This is a genomic window from Agarilytica rhodophyticola, assembly GCF_002157225.2.
Taxonomy (GTDB): Bacteria; Pseudomonadota; Gammaproteobacteria; order Pseudomonadales; family Cellvibrionaceae; genus Agarilytica; species Agarilytica rhodophyticola.
On record NZ_CP020038.1, the window covers coordinates 6,744,317 to 6,760,502 of the forward strand.

The 16,186-nt window shown below is 42.2% G+C and carries 10 protein-coding genes; 6 read left to right on the forward strand and 4 right to left on the reverse strand.

Annotation, left to right across the window (positions count from 1 at the left end):
• Positions 1-56 precede the first annotated feature (56 nt).
• The 5 genes from BVC89_RS27805 to BVC89_RS27825 all read left to right on the forward strand — a co-directional run bounded on the left by BVC89_RS27805 (position 57) and on the right by BVC89_RS27825 (position 9,253).
• Positions 57-1,361, forward strand: a complete 1,305-nt coding sequence (locus BVC89_RS27805) for a glycosyltransferase family 4 protein (protein WP_086934342.1) — start codon at positions 57-59, stop codon at positions 1,359-1,361.
• 42 nt (positions 1,362-1,403) lie between these two features.
• A complete protein-coding gene (gene epsE / locus BVC89_RS27810) occupies positions 1,404-2,642 on the forward strand; it encodes an exopolysaccharide biosynthesis GT4 family glycosyltransferase EpsE (RefSeq protein ID WP_086934343.1) in 1,239 nt (412 codons plus the stop codon).
• Between the two features lie 13 nt (positions 2,643-2,655).
• Positions 2,656-3,834, forward strand: coding sequence for a glycosyltransferase family 87 protein (locus BVC89_RS27815; RefSeq protein WP_086934344.1), 1,179 nt, complete (start codon positions 2,656-2,658; stop codon positions 3,832-3,834).
• A gap of 435 nt (positions 3,835-4,269) precedes the next feature.
• A complete protein-coding gene (locus BVC89_RS30015; protein ID WP_173780745.1) occupies positions 4,270-8,754 on the forward strand; it encodes a PKD domain-containing protein in 4,485 nt (1,494 codons plus the stop codon).
• Between the two features lie 250 nt (positions 8,755-9,004).
• Complete coding sequence (locus tag BVC89_RS27825) at positions 9,005-9,253, forward strand: type B 50S ribosomal protein L31 (protein ID WP_086934345.1); 249 nt, start codon at positions 9,005-9,007, stop codon at positions 9,251-9,253.
• Between the two features lie 196 nt (positions 9,254-9,449).
• Here BVC89_RS27825 and BVC89_RS27830 read toward each other — a convergent pair whose 3' ends face one another.
• Positions 9,450-10,085 carry a DUF6058 family natural product biosynthesis protein gene (locus tag BVC89_RS27830; protein ID WP_086934346.1) on the reverse strand — a complete coding sequence of 212 codons (636 nt, stop codon included), beginning with the start codon at positions 10,083-10,085 and terminating at the stop codon, positions 9,450-9,452.
• A 303-nt stretch (positions 10,086-10,388) separates the two neighbouring features.
• Positions 10,389-11,654, reverse strand: coding sequence for a hypothetical protein (locus BVC89_RS27835; protein ID WP_086934347.1), 1,266 nt, complete (start codon positions 11,652-11,654; stop codon positions 10,389-10,391).
• A gap of 722 nt (positions 11,655-12,376) precedes the next feature.
• Between BVC89_RS27835 and BVC89_RS27840 the strand changes: the two genes are divergently transcribed.
• Positions 12,377-14,938 carry a fused MFS/spermidine synthase gene (locus BVC89_RS27840; RefSeq protein WP_158658167.1) on the forward strand — a complete coding sequence of 854 codons (2,562 nt, stop codon included), beginning with the start codon at positions 12,377-12,379 and terminating at the stop codon, positions 14,936-14,938.
• Positions 14,939-14,984: 46 nt separating this feature from the next.
• On the opposite strand, the gene BVC89_RS27845 is transcribed toward BVC89_RS27840, so the two are convergent.
• A complete protein-coding gene (locus tag BVC89_RS27845) occupies positions 14,985-15,737 on the reverse strand; it encodes a GNAT family N-acetyltransferase (RefSeq protein WP_086934349.1) in 753 nt (250 codons plus the stop codon).
• Positions 15,724-16,185 carry a DMT family transporter gene (locus tag BVC89_RS27850; RefSeq protein ID WP_086934350.1) on the reverse strand — a complete coding sequence of 154 codons (462 nt, stop codon included), beginning with the start codon at positions 16,183-16,185 and terminating at the stop codon, positions 15,724-15,726. The genes BVC89_RS27845 and BVC89_RS27850 overlap by 14 nt, the downstream gene beginning before the upstream one ends.
• Between the last annotated feature and the right edge of the window lies 1 nt (position 16,186).

The following is a 16,186-nucleotide window of genomic DNA, read 5'->3' on the forward strand; positions in this document are numbered from 1 at the left end:
CAGCAGTATGCGAGAATATAGTTCGTTTATGTCATAAACATAGGGAAAGCAGTTTAATGCGTCAACAACAAAAATTAAATGTCCTAGTAGTAGCCGAGGCAGCAAATCCTGAATGGACAAGTGTTCCACTATTGGGCTGGTCCCACACCCATGCATTATCTAAGATATGTAATGTTCATCTAGTCACTCAAATTCGTAATAAAGAAGCAATTGAGAGGTTCGGCTGGCAGGATGGTAAACAATTTACCGCTATTAACTCAGAAAAACTCGCAGCTCCTTTTAATAATCTTGCATTAAAAATTCGCGGTGGCAATAATCTTGGCTGGACAATAGCTACCGCAGTTGGCAGTTTGACTTATCCCTATTTTGAATATTTGTGTTGGAAAAACTTCAAGAGTGAATTGCTCGAAGGAAAATACGATATCGTGCATCGCATTACACCTGTGAGTCCAACTGCCCCTAGTTATTTGGCAAAAAAATTAAAAAAAATAGGGGTGCCTTTAGTGGTAGGCCCTCTCAATGGAGGCGTTGCTTGGCCTGCTGAGTTTCGCGATTTACAACATAAGGAAAAAGAGTGGCTAAGCCATGCTCGCAATGCATATAAGCTATTACCGGGCTATCGATCCTTAAGACAGGATAGTGCTTGTGTTATTGCAGGCTCAATGGCGACTAAAGAGCAATTACCTGAAAATATTGCCAGTAAAACGTTATACCTTCCTGAAAATGCCATTGACCGTAAACGTTTTTCCCTGCAAAACACTTCAAATTATGAGCTACCCATCAAAGCAGCATTCGTTGGACGCCTTGTCCCATATAAAGGGGCAGATATGGCTATAGAAGCAATGGAAGAACTGGCTCACGAAGGAAAAATGACTTTCGATATATATGGTAATGGACCAGAAGAAGAACACTTAAAGCAATTGGTGAAAGCCAAAGGGCTCGACAATAAAATCATTGTGCACGGTTTTGTACCCAATAACGAGTTACAAGCAAAACTTGTTAATGCGGATATTTTTGTTTTTCCTAGTATTCGCGAATTTGGTGGTGGCGTAGTTTTGGAGTCGATGGCTTTAGGTGTTGTACCAGTGATAGCAGATTATGCAGGCCCTGCCGAATTGGTAACAGAAGAATCAGGTTATGTTGTTCCAATGGGATCACGAGACAAATTAATTAATGGTTTTCGAAAACAATTAGAAGAAATTTGTAAGCACCCCGAAGACTTAATCAATAAACGCTCAGCAGCAATAGAAAGAATTAACACTTATTACAGTTGGGATAAAAAAGCCGAGCAGATGATGAATATTTATTCTTGGTTGCTTGGTAAAGGGGAAAAGCCCGATTACCAAAAGCCCTTTGTTTAATTATTCTATTAGCCGTATTAACCAACATAGACAAGGTATAACATGACCAAAATCGGATTTCTTATTCCGGAATTTCCAGGCCAAACCCATGCTTTTTTTATTAGAGAGAGACAGGAGTTAAAAAAGCTAGGTGTAGAAACAGAGCTTATATCCACTCGTGCACCGATCGCAGGCGCAGGTGCGGCTAACCATACTTGGGCGGAAAGTGCAGCAAAGGAGACAACGTATCTATTTCCTTTAAGTAAAATGGAGCTATTAAAATGTGCTCTGACCATTATTTTGGCCGGGCCGCTTGCTTGGCTGCGCTGCTTCAAAGTTATTTTTAGCAAGTCAGATGTGTCAGCAAAAGAGCGCCCGAAGCTTCTCGCGATGATAGTGGCTGGTGCTTTTGTAAAACGCCTTTGTCGTAAAAAAAATATCTCACACATACATATCCATAGTTGTGCTAACTCGGCAAATGTCGGTCTCTTTTCGCGTCTTCTCAATGGCCCTAGCTATAGTTTAACTTTACACGGGCCAATGCAAGATTATGGCACCAACCAAGCACATAAATGGGCCAATGCGGCTTATTGCATCATTATTACGAAAGAATTATTAGAAGAAGTAAAAACGCTACTAAGTGATATAACTTTGCCTCCCATATTTTTAGCACCGATGGGTGTTAATATTGAAGATTTTAAAAGAACAACGATCTACTCCCCAGTTAAATCTGGTCAGGAGATAAAACTTGTTTCATGTGGTCGACTGAATTTTGTCAAGGCTCATGACGATTTAATTAGAGTAGTGGCACTTTTAAAACAACAAAATATAGATGCTACTCTTAATATCTGTGGTGCTACAGATTCTATTTCCGATACAGGAAGCTATTACGATGAGCTAAAAGCATTACGCGAAGAATTAGACGTGGTGGACAGCGTTAATTTTTTGGGTTCGGTCTCAGAGAGTCGAGTTAAAGAAGAACTAGAATCTGCACATTTTTTCTGTTTGGCTAGCTTAAAGGAACCGCTAGGGGTAGCCACCATGGAAGCCATGGCAATGGAAATACCGGCAATCGTCACACGTAGCCCAGGAGTTACGGAGATGGTCGATAGCGGCGTAGACGGTATTCTTGTAGAACCACGGCAACCTGAACAATTTGTAGAAGCCATTATTAAATTATCTGAGTCACCCGATAAAGCTTTGGAAATAGCGCAACAAGGACGTATGAAAGTCTTAAATAAATTTCACTCCGGTGTTAGCGCTGGGAAAATAAAAGAAGGTTTACAGTACGCAAAATCTTAGGGCCTGTTAACTTATGATTTTATTTTCTAAAAAAGTCGATGCATATTTATCGTTACTTGGTGTTGCTGCTGCCGTTATTTTTCTCTACCTTTTTGGTATCCATGGCTTTTTGAGATCAGCACCATTCGGCCTCGACTTTGGGGTTTTTCATAAAGCCGCAGTTCTGTTTTTAAACGGTGGCAACCCTTGGTTAGAATTAATGAATAGTGGCGAGCCATTTTCTTATCCGCCCCACACGGCGTCTGTGCTCGCTGTTTATGGCTACTTATCCAAACCTATAGCACTGGGAATACACACGGCTATAAATATTTCATCTATTGCTGCGATGGCTTTTCTCGCCAATAAATGGTACCTAAAAATTACTGATTTACGCTCTATGAACCTTGCCCAAGGCGTAGGCTTTGCGGTTATTATTGGCAATCCTTTTATGGCTCACAGCGTCTTCGAGGGACAACTTGTTCTTCCGACTGCCGCTGCCACGATGTTGTCTTGGTATTTTTTGAACAGTGGATCAGAAAAAAAACACCTACTTTTTTCAGGTATTTTTTTAGGTATAGCAACCATCAAACCACAAGTGTCTTTACTTTATATCGTCTGGCTTTTATTAAGTGCGAACTTTGCTGTTTTATTTATAGGCGCAGCAACTGCACTCTTATTACTTATCCCAGCTTTTGTAGCTTTTGGACCAATAGAAGCTTTTGCTAATTGGCTAACATCACTATCAGGCTATTCAAGTGTTTCGGTGAATCAACCGGGTTCAGTACATGTTGTTGGAATCGAAAGTTTTTTTGTTGCTATGGGTATACAAGGAACAGGAATATTTGTAAAACCATTAAGCTTATTGGCCACACTTATATTGTTTCGCTATCGTAAATGTGTAGATCCAATTCTTACGGTCAATTTATTCTTAGTTTTCGCACTGACATTTATCTACGGTCACGATACAGATTATGCTGCAATTATTATGATTTGCAGCTTCATTCTCTTCTTAGCTCTGCAATCTGCTTCTTTACAAAATATTTTAATAGCGGGAATTTTACTTGCAGGATTCTTTTTCCCACAAAGAATATTACGTGAATACGACATTCCATTTATGCATCATTTGCGAACTTGGTTAATCCCAGTTTGCTGTTACTTCATTTTTATTATTCAGAAAACACCAACAAAGAACAAAAAACAAGCATATATCTAAAAAATACAAAGCCATAATGAATTAAAAAAACTAGTACTTTACTAGTACTTTTTTGTGCAGATTAATTAATTTTTTAGCTGTTTTTTAATCACTTTACCGCTATGGTTTTTCCACCAACATTAGTTTTATTTTTTATCTAAAACTTTTTTTTGTCATAAAAATAACTAAAAAAATGCACATTTGCATAAATTTGTGCCAGTTACGAACTTTATAGCGCCAATCACTCTACTCCCATGGAGAACCGATTCACAATTACTAAACATAAACCTGTATGTTTTTCCGACTCAAACTAAAATATTAGTGACACACTAATACTTAAGTATTAATTCGGCTTTTTCACACACTACTGAATTAATCGAATCTAATACTATTTTAATCAACCTAACTATCAACTAAATCGTGGTACCCGTTATGAATAAGCTGGTGAAGTTATTCATGAAGAATGCAAGCGCTGCTGTTGTTATCCTTGCATCGTCATATATTCAAGCGCAACAGGTTCCCAATGTTCAAAGGGGAGCTCCAGGAACATTTATCACAGGCCCTTCAGTAAATCCTGATCTCGCACAAATGGGGAGATTGGCTATTATGGAGAGCTTGGGAGACTATGTCGTCACTATTCCGGAAGGCCCAGGAAGTTCCGGAGGAAGTAATTTCCTCAACCAAGTTTGGAATTTTTCTGACCCGGCTAACCCGACACTTGAAAGTGTTAATTTGGGCAGGACAAAAATGCCCTACCAAGCTCACGGCACAGTGAAGCGTTATGCTAATGGCGATGTGAACATTGATCTAGGTAGCGAAGAAGCCGCCATACTTAGAGCCAATGGATCAATAGAATTAGACAGCTGGTCAGGGCCAAACGATTCCATATTTTTCAACCTCGGCGGTCTCAATTATCCATGGGGAGCAAGCTCATGGGGTTTTTATGAATTTGTCTCAAGCCGCGCTCGTTTGTATCTCAATAACCAGTTTATGACTGAGTGGGATCACTTAGGCACTACAGGAGTTATTGGGCCACCCGCTTTTGTCGGTAACTTAATGATTTATGCTAGTGACCAAGCCAACCGCGGTGTGGCCATCTATGATATATCTGATCCTACACGGGAACCTGTTCTATTGGATTTGCTGACAGATAATGTTGGGGTCATTAATCCAGATAATTCCACAGGAGCAATTAACATTGGTGTTGCTGAAACTGCGGCAAACGCCTCAAGCCTAACTCGCTCTCGTCCTATCGGTGGTTATGGTTCAGCTATCCACGGTCACTATATTGTTATTGCCAGCCGCCCCAACGATGTAACTGTAATGCGCGGCGGCATTATAGTTGTCGACTTTGAAGATCCTACCAACTTAGAAGTCAGCTGCTATATCGAACTTGATAACGACCCTATGTATGTCAACTTTCAAGACGAGTTTGCCTTTGTTGACCGCTACAAAGTAAATATCGAGGACTGTTCAGTTGCTACTGAATTCGACGAAGGTGCACACGGTGCTGAATTAAGCCAGTTTTCCTTACCTCTAGGTAATATCATTATCGGTGGTGGCATCGACAATCTAGCTACCCCCACCATTAATGAGCAAGGCATCTCAGTGTGGGTACATCAAAGCGAACCAGATACTCGCGCGCCCTACGTTGCTTATCATATTCCTAGGGCAGGTCAAACTAACTACCCAACCATCGCCCCCATTTCAATCTCTATTCCTGAGACCTTACGCGGCAGAACATTAGTACCAGGGCAAAACATCATATTGCGAGAGGTAGGCGGCCAACCTCTAGGTTTGGATTACCGTTTATCTCAGTCCGGTATGATCACGATAGATCCAGATCAAGACTTCAAAACAGATACAGATTATGAAGTGTCATTGGTAGGCGTTAGCGATTATATGGGCAACGTTATGGATACCTATACCTTCAGGTTTAGCACTGGATCAAATGCAGTACCACCCCCAACCCCTACTGCAACACCAGCTCCTACACCAACACCCACCGCAACTGCAGCGCCAACACCAACACCTACGGCAACACCGGCGCCAACACCTACGGCAGCACCTACGCCTACACCTAACTTACCACCACGCATTGCCAACCTTTCAGTATCGGCAACAAATGTAGTGGCGGGAACTACGGTAGATTTTACAGTAGATGCTAGTGATCCTGACGGTGATCGCATATTTTATAGTTATGCCCCTGGGTTTGGCGGCGCAACTCAAACAACATCTAATACCTACTCGGCAACCTATTCACAGCCCGGCACTTATACAGCTCGCGTGACCGCTTCAGATAATATTTCGGGTGTAGCAGTTGCTTCACGCCAAATCACAGTGACATCTGTCGCTCCACCACCACCTCCTCCAGGAGGCACTATTGTCGACTTTGCCAACCATAGTAGCCAATTGCATTGCGATATAGATAACAGTGTGGTTTGGGCTGTTAACCCTGATAATAATACGGTAACAGCTACCTCAATCAGCTCCGGGGATGTTGTCACCGAGCTGACCTCAAGTCGCGATCCTCGCAGCGTGCTGGTTAATAATAACGGTGAAATTTGGGTCGCATCTAAAGACACAGACAGTATTGATGTGTACAGCGCAGGTGGCCGCTTGATTCAACAGATCGCTACTGGCTATGGTACCGCTCCCTATGGCATCGTATCGAGTCATGATGGCAATGCGATTTATGCATCGCTATACAACAGTGGTGAAGTTATTCGCATCGATGTAAATAGCCTGCGCGTAATAGCTCGCCTCAAAGTTGGCCCCACTCCAAGTGCGTTGGCGATTACCCATGATGATGCAAGCTTGCTGGTAACACGTTTTATTTCACCTGAAAACTGGGGTGAAATATGGCGTATCAACACCTCGACAATGAGTGTGAGCAATACTATCGAGCTTTATAAAAGTAACCAGTTAGACACCATCGACAGCGGTAAAGGAGTGCCTAACTACATCAGCTCAATTGTCATCTCCCCTTCTGGTGACTACGCCTACTATACGGCTAAAAAAGATAATACTGATAAAGGACTAATCAACAACAACGGCATTCGCTTCCTAGATTTGGACGACGACAACACCGTGCGCCCCATCATAGGCAAGATTGACTTGGCGAGCTCCACAGAAGATTACGATCGACGCTTCGATCTTGATAATCGAGAGTCTCCTTCTGCTTTGGCTTTCTCACCTAATGCCGATTTCTTGTTCATTAGTTTGCAAGGCAACAACGAAGTTGTTTCTCTCAATATAGGTGCTCAAGGCGCGCTTTCTTCGCTCAATGGCTTCTTTAAAGCGGGCTTTGCTCCACAAGGTTTGTGTATGGATACCCAGAATGAGCACCTTTATGCGAAAAACTTCCTTAGTAGAAGTATCAGCCAGTTTGATATAGGTGATTTCCTTGCCGATGGTGGCCGCAGTTTAAATCCACCCACTCAGGTATTTTCTACTGTGAGTAATGAAATACTTTCTCCTGAAGTGCTCGCCGGAAAACAGTTCTTCTACCATGGTAGCGATGAGCGTATGAGTGCCGAGGGCTATATGAGTTGTGCCACCTGTCATATGGATGGAGGTCACGATGGCCGCACTTGGGACTTTACTGGTCGAGGAGAAGGATTGCGCAATACCACTTCCTTGATTGGCCGCAGTGGTACACGTTTTGGCCGCTTGCATTGGTCCGGAAACTTCGATGAAGTACAAGATTTTGAGCACGATATGCGCGGTGCATTCCTCGGTCTTGGCTTCTTATCTGACAGTCAGTTCGATCAAGCAAGTGATACCCTAGGTGTAGAAAAAGCAGGTATGAATCAAGATCTGGACAACCTTGCTGCTTACGTATCATCGCTGGGCAAAGCCTCACTTCCTAAGAGTCCATTTAGAAATGCTGATGGTAGCCTAACTTCAGCAGGGCAAGCAGGCGCTGAAGTGTTCCGTTTGCAAGGCTGTGCTCGCTGCCATGCTGACAAGGCATTTACAGATGGTATCGCTCATGACGTAGGCACTTTGCGTGAATATTCCGGCCAGCGCCTAAACGGCACGTTAAGTGAAATCCGCACACCTTCATTACTCGCTGTTTTCGACTCTGCCCCATATCTGCATGATGGTAGCGCGGCAACAATTGAAGATATCTTTTCAACAGTAGGTGGTAACGTCTATCAAGCAGAAGCCCATTCTCCTATGGCTCATAACCAACCTATATTCTCCAACTTAAGGAAAAGCTCAGGAGCTATGTTGTATGAAGGCTCATCTACAGGAGTAACCATCAATGATGTCGACGGTGGCTCGGGTGGTGAAGCACTCATTAGGGTTCGTGCTGGAGGATCTAACGCTAGTGGCATCGCTTCACTGGTTGTGGAAGTTAATGGCCAAGAAGTATCAGAATCACTTAATGTGATTTCACTCGACATGGTTGGTGGAGAACAGTCAGCTATGGCTGAAACCAAAGCTATTCCTATTAACCTCAACGCAGGAAGCAACAATACAGTTGTGGTGCGTCTAGCTTCAGGGGCAGCGGATATGATCGTTGACGATATTACTATCAGTAACGCAGATCATATCGCCAATGCTTCAGCCCACACTCGTGTGCTCGACCTACCACAAACAGATTTCATCAATCTGGTTTCATTCTTGAAGCAAATAGACCAAAACAGCGCCCCTGAAGATAGCGAACAAGTAGTATTAGGTGAACGCCCTGATATTATTCCGACGCCTATCCCTACGCCAACGCCCGGGGCGGCACCTCAGCCAACGGCAACACCTGTCGCTACTGCGACACCAGCGCCTATCCCAGAACCTACAGTGCAACCACTTCCAGGTTCTGAGTCCACAGGAGGAGGTTTGTTACCTGGTACATCTGGCGGTGGCGGCAGTATCGACTGGCTAATGCTGCTAGCCCTTGGAGGTTTAGTGTTCATTAGGCTTAGACGATTGTCATAAACCGTATAAAAAATTACGACCACTATAGCCAGTCCTTGTGACTGGCTTTTTTTTGCTTGAGCGAGGCAGATCTTAGAGTCTGTTGACACTAATTAATCCGTCTTAGAGGCTCTTGTGGTATACTCTGATTTACTTTTTATGATGTCTCAAATAGCCGCTAGCTATGTAGTTAGAGTGAAAATGAGAATCATTGTTAAAAAATACAATATGCTATACTATAGCGCCCAAAATATTGCCTGGAGAAAGTTTCATGAAACAAGGTATTCATCCTGAATATCGCGACGTGTTGTTCCACGACACAGCATCAGATACCTATTTTGTCATTGGCTCGACGTTAAAAACTACACAAACGGCTGATTTCGAAGGAAAAACATACCCTTACATGACTTTAGATGTGTCCAGCGCATCACACCCTTTTTATACAGGGAAACAAAGTGTCGCTAAAAACGATGGTAGAATTGCCAAATTTAATAAGCGTTTTAGTCGCAAAGATAAATGATAATCTACGCACTCGGTATATCGGGTAGTTAAGCGCAGAGGGCATGGGTATGTCGCCTACAATTCAAGCCCTCGCTTTAAAGCTACACGCGTAAACCGAGAAAAACATACGAGCAAAACATCGTAGTTTTTACTCCCATTCAAAAATCTCTTTGCGTTTACGGCGTAATATTCAGATAAGCTAGTAAAATTCTTTGTTAACTTTGTAATTGGTAGATACGTCTTACTTCATTGATCATACGATGCCGTGAGCTTTTAGGCCTTTCGTGTGGCGCAAATAAAGCACTTGCTGAATCTAAAAGATTAACCGCTGCGGTTAGTTTATTAAGTTGTTTTTCCGTTAACTTATCAGCTGCTGTCAATTCATTTATTTCAAGTATTGCCAGCTCTTTAGCCGCAATATCTTCTGGTAAGCCGGATTTGGTGCACAAACCATATGTACCATTTAAAAAATGCTGCCACTCTTCCTGAATATGAAGCTCGATACCTTCATTAACCTTTGGATCACTTGAGCTATGACCTTCTTTTTTTAAATTATCAATAGCCGTTTGATAGCGCTGAGCAAATATTGCGTAAATCGCATTTTCACTCGTCAAAGATTGAACCAGAGCTAACCAAGATGAATAACCCTTTGCGTAGTACTCGACTTCATCCACTTCATTATGTACACCAAAAAAAGAGTCACTTTGCAGACTAAGATTTAGCTTGTAAGAATATCTTGGCATCACTCCTTGCGTTTGATAACCACTTAATTCCTGTTCCGTAACTTTAGATACATTGAGCAATTCATTCTTTGTAAAAAAATGTTCATTTAGATATTTTAATAGTTCCACAAAATTTTAATCTCTTTTAATTGCTTTGTTATAGCATACTAGTGACATAGAAACTCTATCTTAACTTTACTGGTGGCCTGCGAGTTAAAAGGTAACACTAACCTCTTCTTGGACTTAATAGCAGCCTCAATCATTATAAGCGCCAACCTGGCTTGGAAAAATTGTTTTCTTATTTATTTTTTGTGAGATAAGTTGAAGGTTATTAGAAATAATAAGATAGCGGCCTAATTTAATAGAAGGACGAGTTAAAACTAATAATAAAAAACCCGGTTATCACCGGGCTTTTTTATTACTCGACATTTATTATTGATCGATAACTATATTCGGCGCAATCTCTAATATGACTTTGCCTTGGCCATCCACATGTATACTATTAATTAATAGTCGGTCGCTAACTCCTTTGGCAGTAGCATCAATGCTGTCGAATATTCCATTTTTGCTAATTAATACATAAGCTCGCTGCTGAGTCGCCATATAAACTACTAAGTCAACATAACCGTCATCATTTAAGTCTGGAGAGTTAAAAGTAACTTCTGGCGCTGACAAATCGATACCTAAACGATTTAGCTCATTATAATGCTCACCTACAAATATTTTTCTATTGTCAGCAATTGTATCTTGTTCGATCAAGCTATTTTCAGTGATTGCATCAGCGCTAGTAACATTTATAGATAAGTCACAGTGTTTATCACATGAAAGCCGTCTGATAGGCGGTCTTGGGACGTATAGCTCCCTACTGACACTTGCACTACCTTGGAAACACGAAAGCGTAAAGGTCAAGCCGCCAAAGGGTATAGAAACCGGATAATTAATACCTGATGTGCCAACTGTAGCTGTCGTGCGACCGTTGTTTAAAGTACATCGATCAGTATTGATTGAACTCCAAAACAATGTGGATTGCCCGTTGATAACATCTCCATTAAGAAAACTTCTGATCTGTGGGCCGGCTGGTGGGTTTTGTGAAAAGACTCTGACGGTATGATTTTCAGTACTGCTGCCGCCAGGGCCATCACAGGCAACCGTCTGTACATAAGTACCTGGACTACCGTATGTAAGCCTTTCAACTTTCAGATAATTACCGAATGGTTGTGGTGTGCCATTAGCAGCATACTTAATCGTGCAATCAACAGCATACATTGTCGTAACTTCGAGTGTAAATGTATCTCTGGCGTAAATCCCCGAAGGATAGTCGATATTAATAACAGGCTTTGGCAATGATGAGGGAGTAACATTAATTTGTAGCGATGATTCAGACCCACAGTCACCTGTATCAGTATCACAAACTTCTGCCTCAAAATAATGTGTACCGGCACCAAATAAGGTAGTTGTTATAGTGTTACCTGTCACTCCGGTTTGAACAGCGACTCGACTAGAGCTGCCAGGCTTGGTTACATATATATTAAAGGCTTGAGGCCAATAGCGACTCGGTGAAAAATCATAAAAAGTTAATGTAACAGAATCACCAGACTCTACACTGTAGTCTGAAGAAGAAAAATTTTCTAGTGCTGTGACGTTTAATGACAAAGCAGAGAAAAATAGGAGCATGACTTTAATAAAATTTTGAAGCATTTGCGACCCTTAATAAATAATATTAAATGTTGGAGATTATTAACTCCCACCTAAACTCCTAAGGGAGTAGGATATTAACGGCACTAAAATATAGGCAGGAGAAAACAACAATTAAAGTGACACTCTCGACTCAGCAATATAAAGGCATAGTTATTCCTTTAGCAAAAGTCTTTTATATGTTGAATTTAGAGGAAGCGACTATTATAAAGAAAAATTTATTTTCAATAAAAATTAATATGTTAACAATATTGCTATCTTTATTACCATTTATTTACTTAGGCCGATAGTCCGCATCACTAGTCTACAAGAATACGATTTTTTATTTTATGATTATGAAAAGAAGTTAAAAACGCCAAACGAATAACTGCCAATGGAAAACGTTTAAAAATAATATATATAATTTGCAGATATTTTTTTCACTGCCTGGTGATGAGATAGTGCGCCAACTAAACTACGGATATTTTTATAAACCACTGCTCTACTTAACCAACTCTTAGGTTAACATTACTGTCTCATAATACACATACATTTCAAGGGATGCGCTAACCTAGAATATAGTAGAAACTTGGTATCTAACTTTCGTTACCAAGTCAGCGCCAGCTACTCTAATTTGATAGATCCCAAGCTTTTATACTCAGCTAAATTCGCGAGCCTCTACATCCGGTTAATGGTGTTGCAATGAAAAAAGCCGTAGAATCGGCTCATTTGCTTGAGGTTTAACATTGAAGACGGGCATTAAAGTACAACAAAGCTCCCGCGACTTGTTCATCTTACTTGGGTTGCTGTTTGTTTCTGGATTTTCCAGCTTGGTATATCAAGTATTGTGGATGCGTGAGCTTACCTTACTCTTTGGCGCTACATCCTATGCAACTGCTGGGACTCTCGCAGTATTTTTTGGCGGTCTAGCCATTGGTGGTGCCGTATGGAGTTACCGTGCTCCGCGTGTTGCACAACCACTAAAGGAATATGCAATCCTTGAACTAGGGGTTGGTCTGTCTGGTATTTTGTATTTCAGCCTAATGTTTGTGTACGCCGGTATCTATACACCACTTCACGAAGCGCTCGGCGATATACCAAACTTATTGCTTCTGGCTAAAATGCTGCTGGCAGCTAGCGTACTTTTACCTCCTGCAATTTTGATGGGTGGCACACTGCCTTTGATGTCGCAATATATTGTCGGAACCAGAGAATCTCTTGGCCGAGTGGGCACGGTCATGTATGGAATAAATACACTTGGCGCTGCCACAGGCGCACTAGCTGCCGGATTCTGGCTACCAGCTTGGCTCGGCTTTAATGGCGCCTATATTGTTGCGGTATTAGCTTCTTTATTTATTGGCGCTATCGCTTGGATTCTGGCAAGACGCACTCCTTACTCGACAAAGTATCCACCTGCTTCCTCTGAACAAATGACGAAGGGCAAGTCATCACCTACTTCAGTTAAATCTGTGTCGCTAATTACACCAAAACTGATCGTTGCCGCAGCCGTTTCTGGTATGTTGGCACTAGCTCTTGAAGTACTGTGGACACGGATGTTTCAACAAGTTTTGCAAAATTCGGTTTACACCTTTTCAATTATTCTAGTCATCTTTTTGGCTGCTTTATCAGTAGGTGCATTTATCGCACGCTTGTTTACACGTACAAATATTTCGTCTTGGAGCGTGCTGTCGTTTTTGGCAACCCTAGCAGGTATCGGTGCATTGGCGACCCCGTTCTTGTTCAACGAGTTTACCAACGGTATGCGCTATCTAGGCACGGGCGAACAATGGTCGCTTTATTTATTCTCAGTATTCAGTGGTGCTGCATTAGTACTATTTCTCCCCGGGGTTGCAGTCGGCAGTGTGTTTCCTTATCTTCTGCGTGTTGCTCAAAGTAGCGGCGAACCAGGGAAAGTTCTGGGACGACTTTCCGCCATTAATACTGCTGGGGCTATAGTCGGTTCGCTACTAACCGGCTTTGTGTTGCTAAGTGCATTTGGCTTATGGCGCAGTATTCAGTTGATTGCTCTTAGCTACTTTCTGCTTGCGGCCTGGGTGGCACTGGGGAATTCTCGTCGGCTCATAGCCGTTCCAATACTGAGTTTTATTCTTGCCGTAACAATTGCCGATCCTTCTACTTTCCCTGGTGTCCGCTTGAAAGGCTCAGAAAAACTCTTAGCATCTTGGGAGGGGTCTCACGGTTCTGTTTCTGTAATAGATCTTAAGGGCTCTCGGCGTATTAAGGTTAACAACTACTATGCATTAGGCAGCTCAGCGGCGATTGAACACGAGCAGAATCAAACTTTTATCCCATTAATGCCTCACCCTTCGCCAAAACGCTTGTTTTACTTGGGTATGGGAACGGGAATTACAGCAGGAGCAGGATTGCGATTACCTAGCCAAGAAATCACTGTGGCGGAACTAATACCTGAGGTGATCACTGCCGGAGCACAGTATTTTAATGAATACGCATTAGGCTTGTTTACCAATGAACGAGCACAAGTTATAGCCCGAGACGGACGCAACGAGCTTCGTGGCAGCAGTAAGCGATATGATGCCATCCTTGCAGATTTATTTATCCCTTGGCGAGCTGGAGTCGGCAATGTCTACAGCCGAGATCATTACGCCACAGCGCGGGATCGTCTTCAGCCTGGGGGTATTTATGTACAGTGGATTCCTCTATACCAAGTGACCAGTGCAGAATTTTGGACTATCACTCGTACATTTGTTGATGTCTTTCCACAGGTTCGTGTATGGCGTGGCGATTTCTTTGTAGATAAACCTATTTTAGCATTAGTTGGTTCGGTGGATGCAGACCCGATGAACACCGGTGTAATTATGCGTAATGGCAGGTACTTGAGCAATCGTCCCAATCTAAATCAAACCACCTTTCTAGCTGTAACACTGCCGTTCTATGCAGGCAACCTCAGTGAAAGCTTAGAAATCATTCCCAAAGGACCGATCCATACTGATAACGACCCTGTTATTGATTATCAAGCACCAATTAGTCACCGTAATGCTCGCGCGGGCAAAACTGAATGGTTTATCGACCGGCAACTCATCGACTTTCTCGACCAATTGCAGTCAGCTACACCTCCAGACGTTGACCCTTATCTCAGTCGGCTTGACCCAGCCGCACGTAACTTTGTGAAAGCTGGTCTTAGTTTTCATAAAGGGGCAATGCTAAAGCACATGGGACAAAAACAAGAAGCACAATACTATTTAAAGAATTTTATAGAACTGTTACCGATGCGCATGGAATTCAAAACTCGCGGTGAAGGTTCGTCGACTGTTGAACAAGGAGAGTAACCGACATCTTTTAAAGGCCTGGTGACAGGCCTTCAGATGAAGATGCTCATACTCTCTGATAATTTTTAATAGTGAATTGTGAGTTAAAGCCTAAGCTTTCGTACAATGGTTGACCCGATTGAGATGCCTGCAAAACCACATATTTACCCTGCCACAGAACACACATTTCCATAATATATCGCATCAGATACCTAGCAATGCCCTGGCCTTGAAAAGCCTTTTTAACACCCACTTGATGTATGCCGATAATATCGTATGTTTTATATAACAGTGCAGCTGCGACAGCCTGCTTACCCTGCCACCCCAATACTATTTTTATATCTCCATCATCAATTAGATTTTCGACCACGGAATAGTCAATAGAATAAGCAAAGGCTTCACTGCCAATATTTACCCATTTTTTAAGATCTTCACAGGTGCGTACAAGACTTACACTAAATCCGACGCGTATTGGAGGTGAATAGGTGTCGGCGTCTTGCAGCTCCATGTACATAGCTTTTTGTTCAAAGGTACATCTCCATTTTTGTTCCAACAACTGCTTCTCTAATGACTCGTTCTGTAAATGTATGCTCGCATCTATCATCGGCCATAAGGGTATAATTGCCGATTGGGGGACTCTATCCAACCATGTACTATAGTTTGCATGGTTCAGATTATCTATACCCACATCAAACCAGCAGCGATGAGGCCAAGCTAAATTAGTGTATTGCAATGGCACAGCGTCATTACTAATAGGCTGCGCACCATACTTTTTCCATAGGCCGGTTAGATTTGCGAGATTAGTTTTATCCATGTCCATAAGTAGGCTCCCAATTAAGTAATATGACGCCAGTGATAAGAGAAATAACACCAAACACTTTCAGCCCATCTATCTGCTTCATCGGTAACCCAAGCCAACCAAAGTGACTAACAATAACGGCAATCATAATTTGCCCCGAGAGAGCATAAGACATCATCGAACCTACGCCCATTTTGGGAATCAAGTAATAAAACATGCCAACTCCGAAAGCGCTTAAAGCCCCTCCAGAAAACCATAAATATAGTGGGACAGATTTAATGTCGCTCATTTGCGGGTACTGTTTTATTGATATTACCATAGCCAATACTGTAAATATGCAACTGACTAAAAAGGCGATACTAGTACCAAGCATAGAGCTTTTCAGCAATACGCCTAATTGTGAATTTATAGCAGCTTGAATAGCAATAGCAGCACCCGCTCCCAGCGCCAGTAGGGATAAATAACTCACC

Bases quoted from the DNA above. Each gene is read 5' to 3' on its own strand.
- BVC89_RS27805 (WP_086934342.1), top strand. From the start codon at position 57: ATGCGTCAACAACAAAAATTAAATGTCCTAGTAGTAGCCGAGGCAGCA.
- epsE (WP_086934343.1), top strand. From the start codon at position 1,404: ATGACCAAAATCGGATTTCTTATTCCGGAATTTCCAGGCCAAACCCAT.
- BVC89_RS27815 (WP_086934344.1), top strand. From the start codon at position 2,656: ATGATTTTATTTTCTAAAAAAGTCGATGCATATTTATCGTTACTTGGT.
- BVC89_RS30015 (WP_173780745.1), top strand. From the start codon at position 4,270: ATGAAGAATGCAAGCGCTGCTGTTGTTATCCTTGCATCGTCATATATT.
- BVC89_RS27825 (WP_086934345.1), top strand. From the start codon at position 9,005: ATGAAACAAGGTATTCATCCTGAATATCGCGACGTGTTGTTCCACGAC.
- BVC89_RS27835 (WP_086934347.1), bottom strand. From the start codon at position 11,654: ATGCTTCAAAATTTTATTAAAGTCATGCTCCTATTTTTCTCTGCTTTG.
- BVC89_RS27845 (WP_086934349.1), bottom strand. From the start codon at position 15,737: ATGGACATGGATAAAACTAATCTCGCAAATCTAACCGGCCTATGGAAA.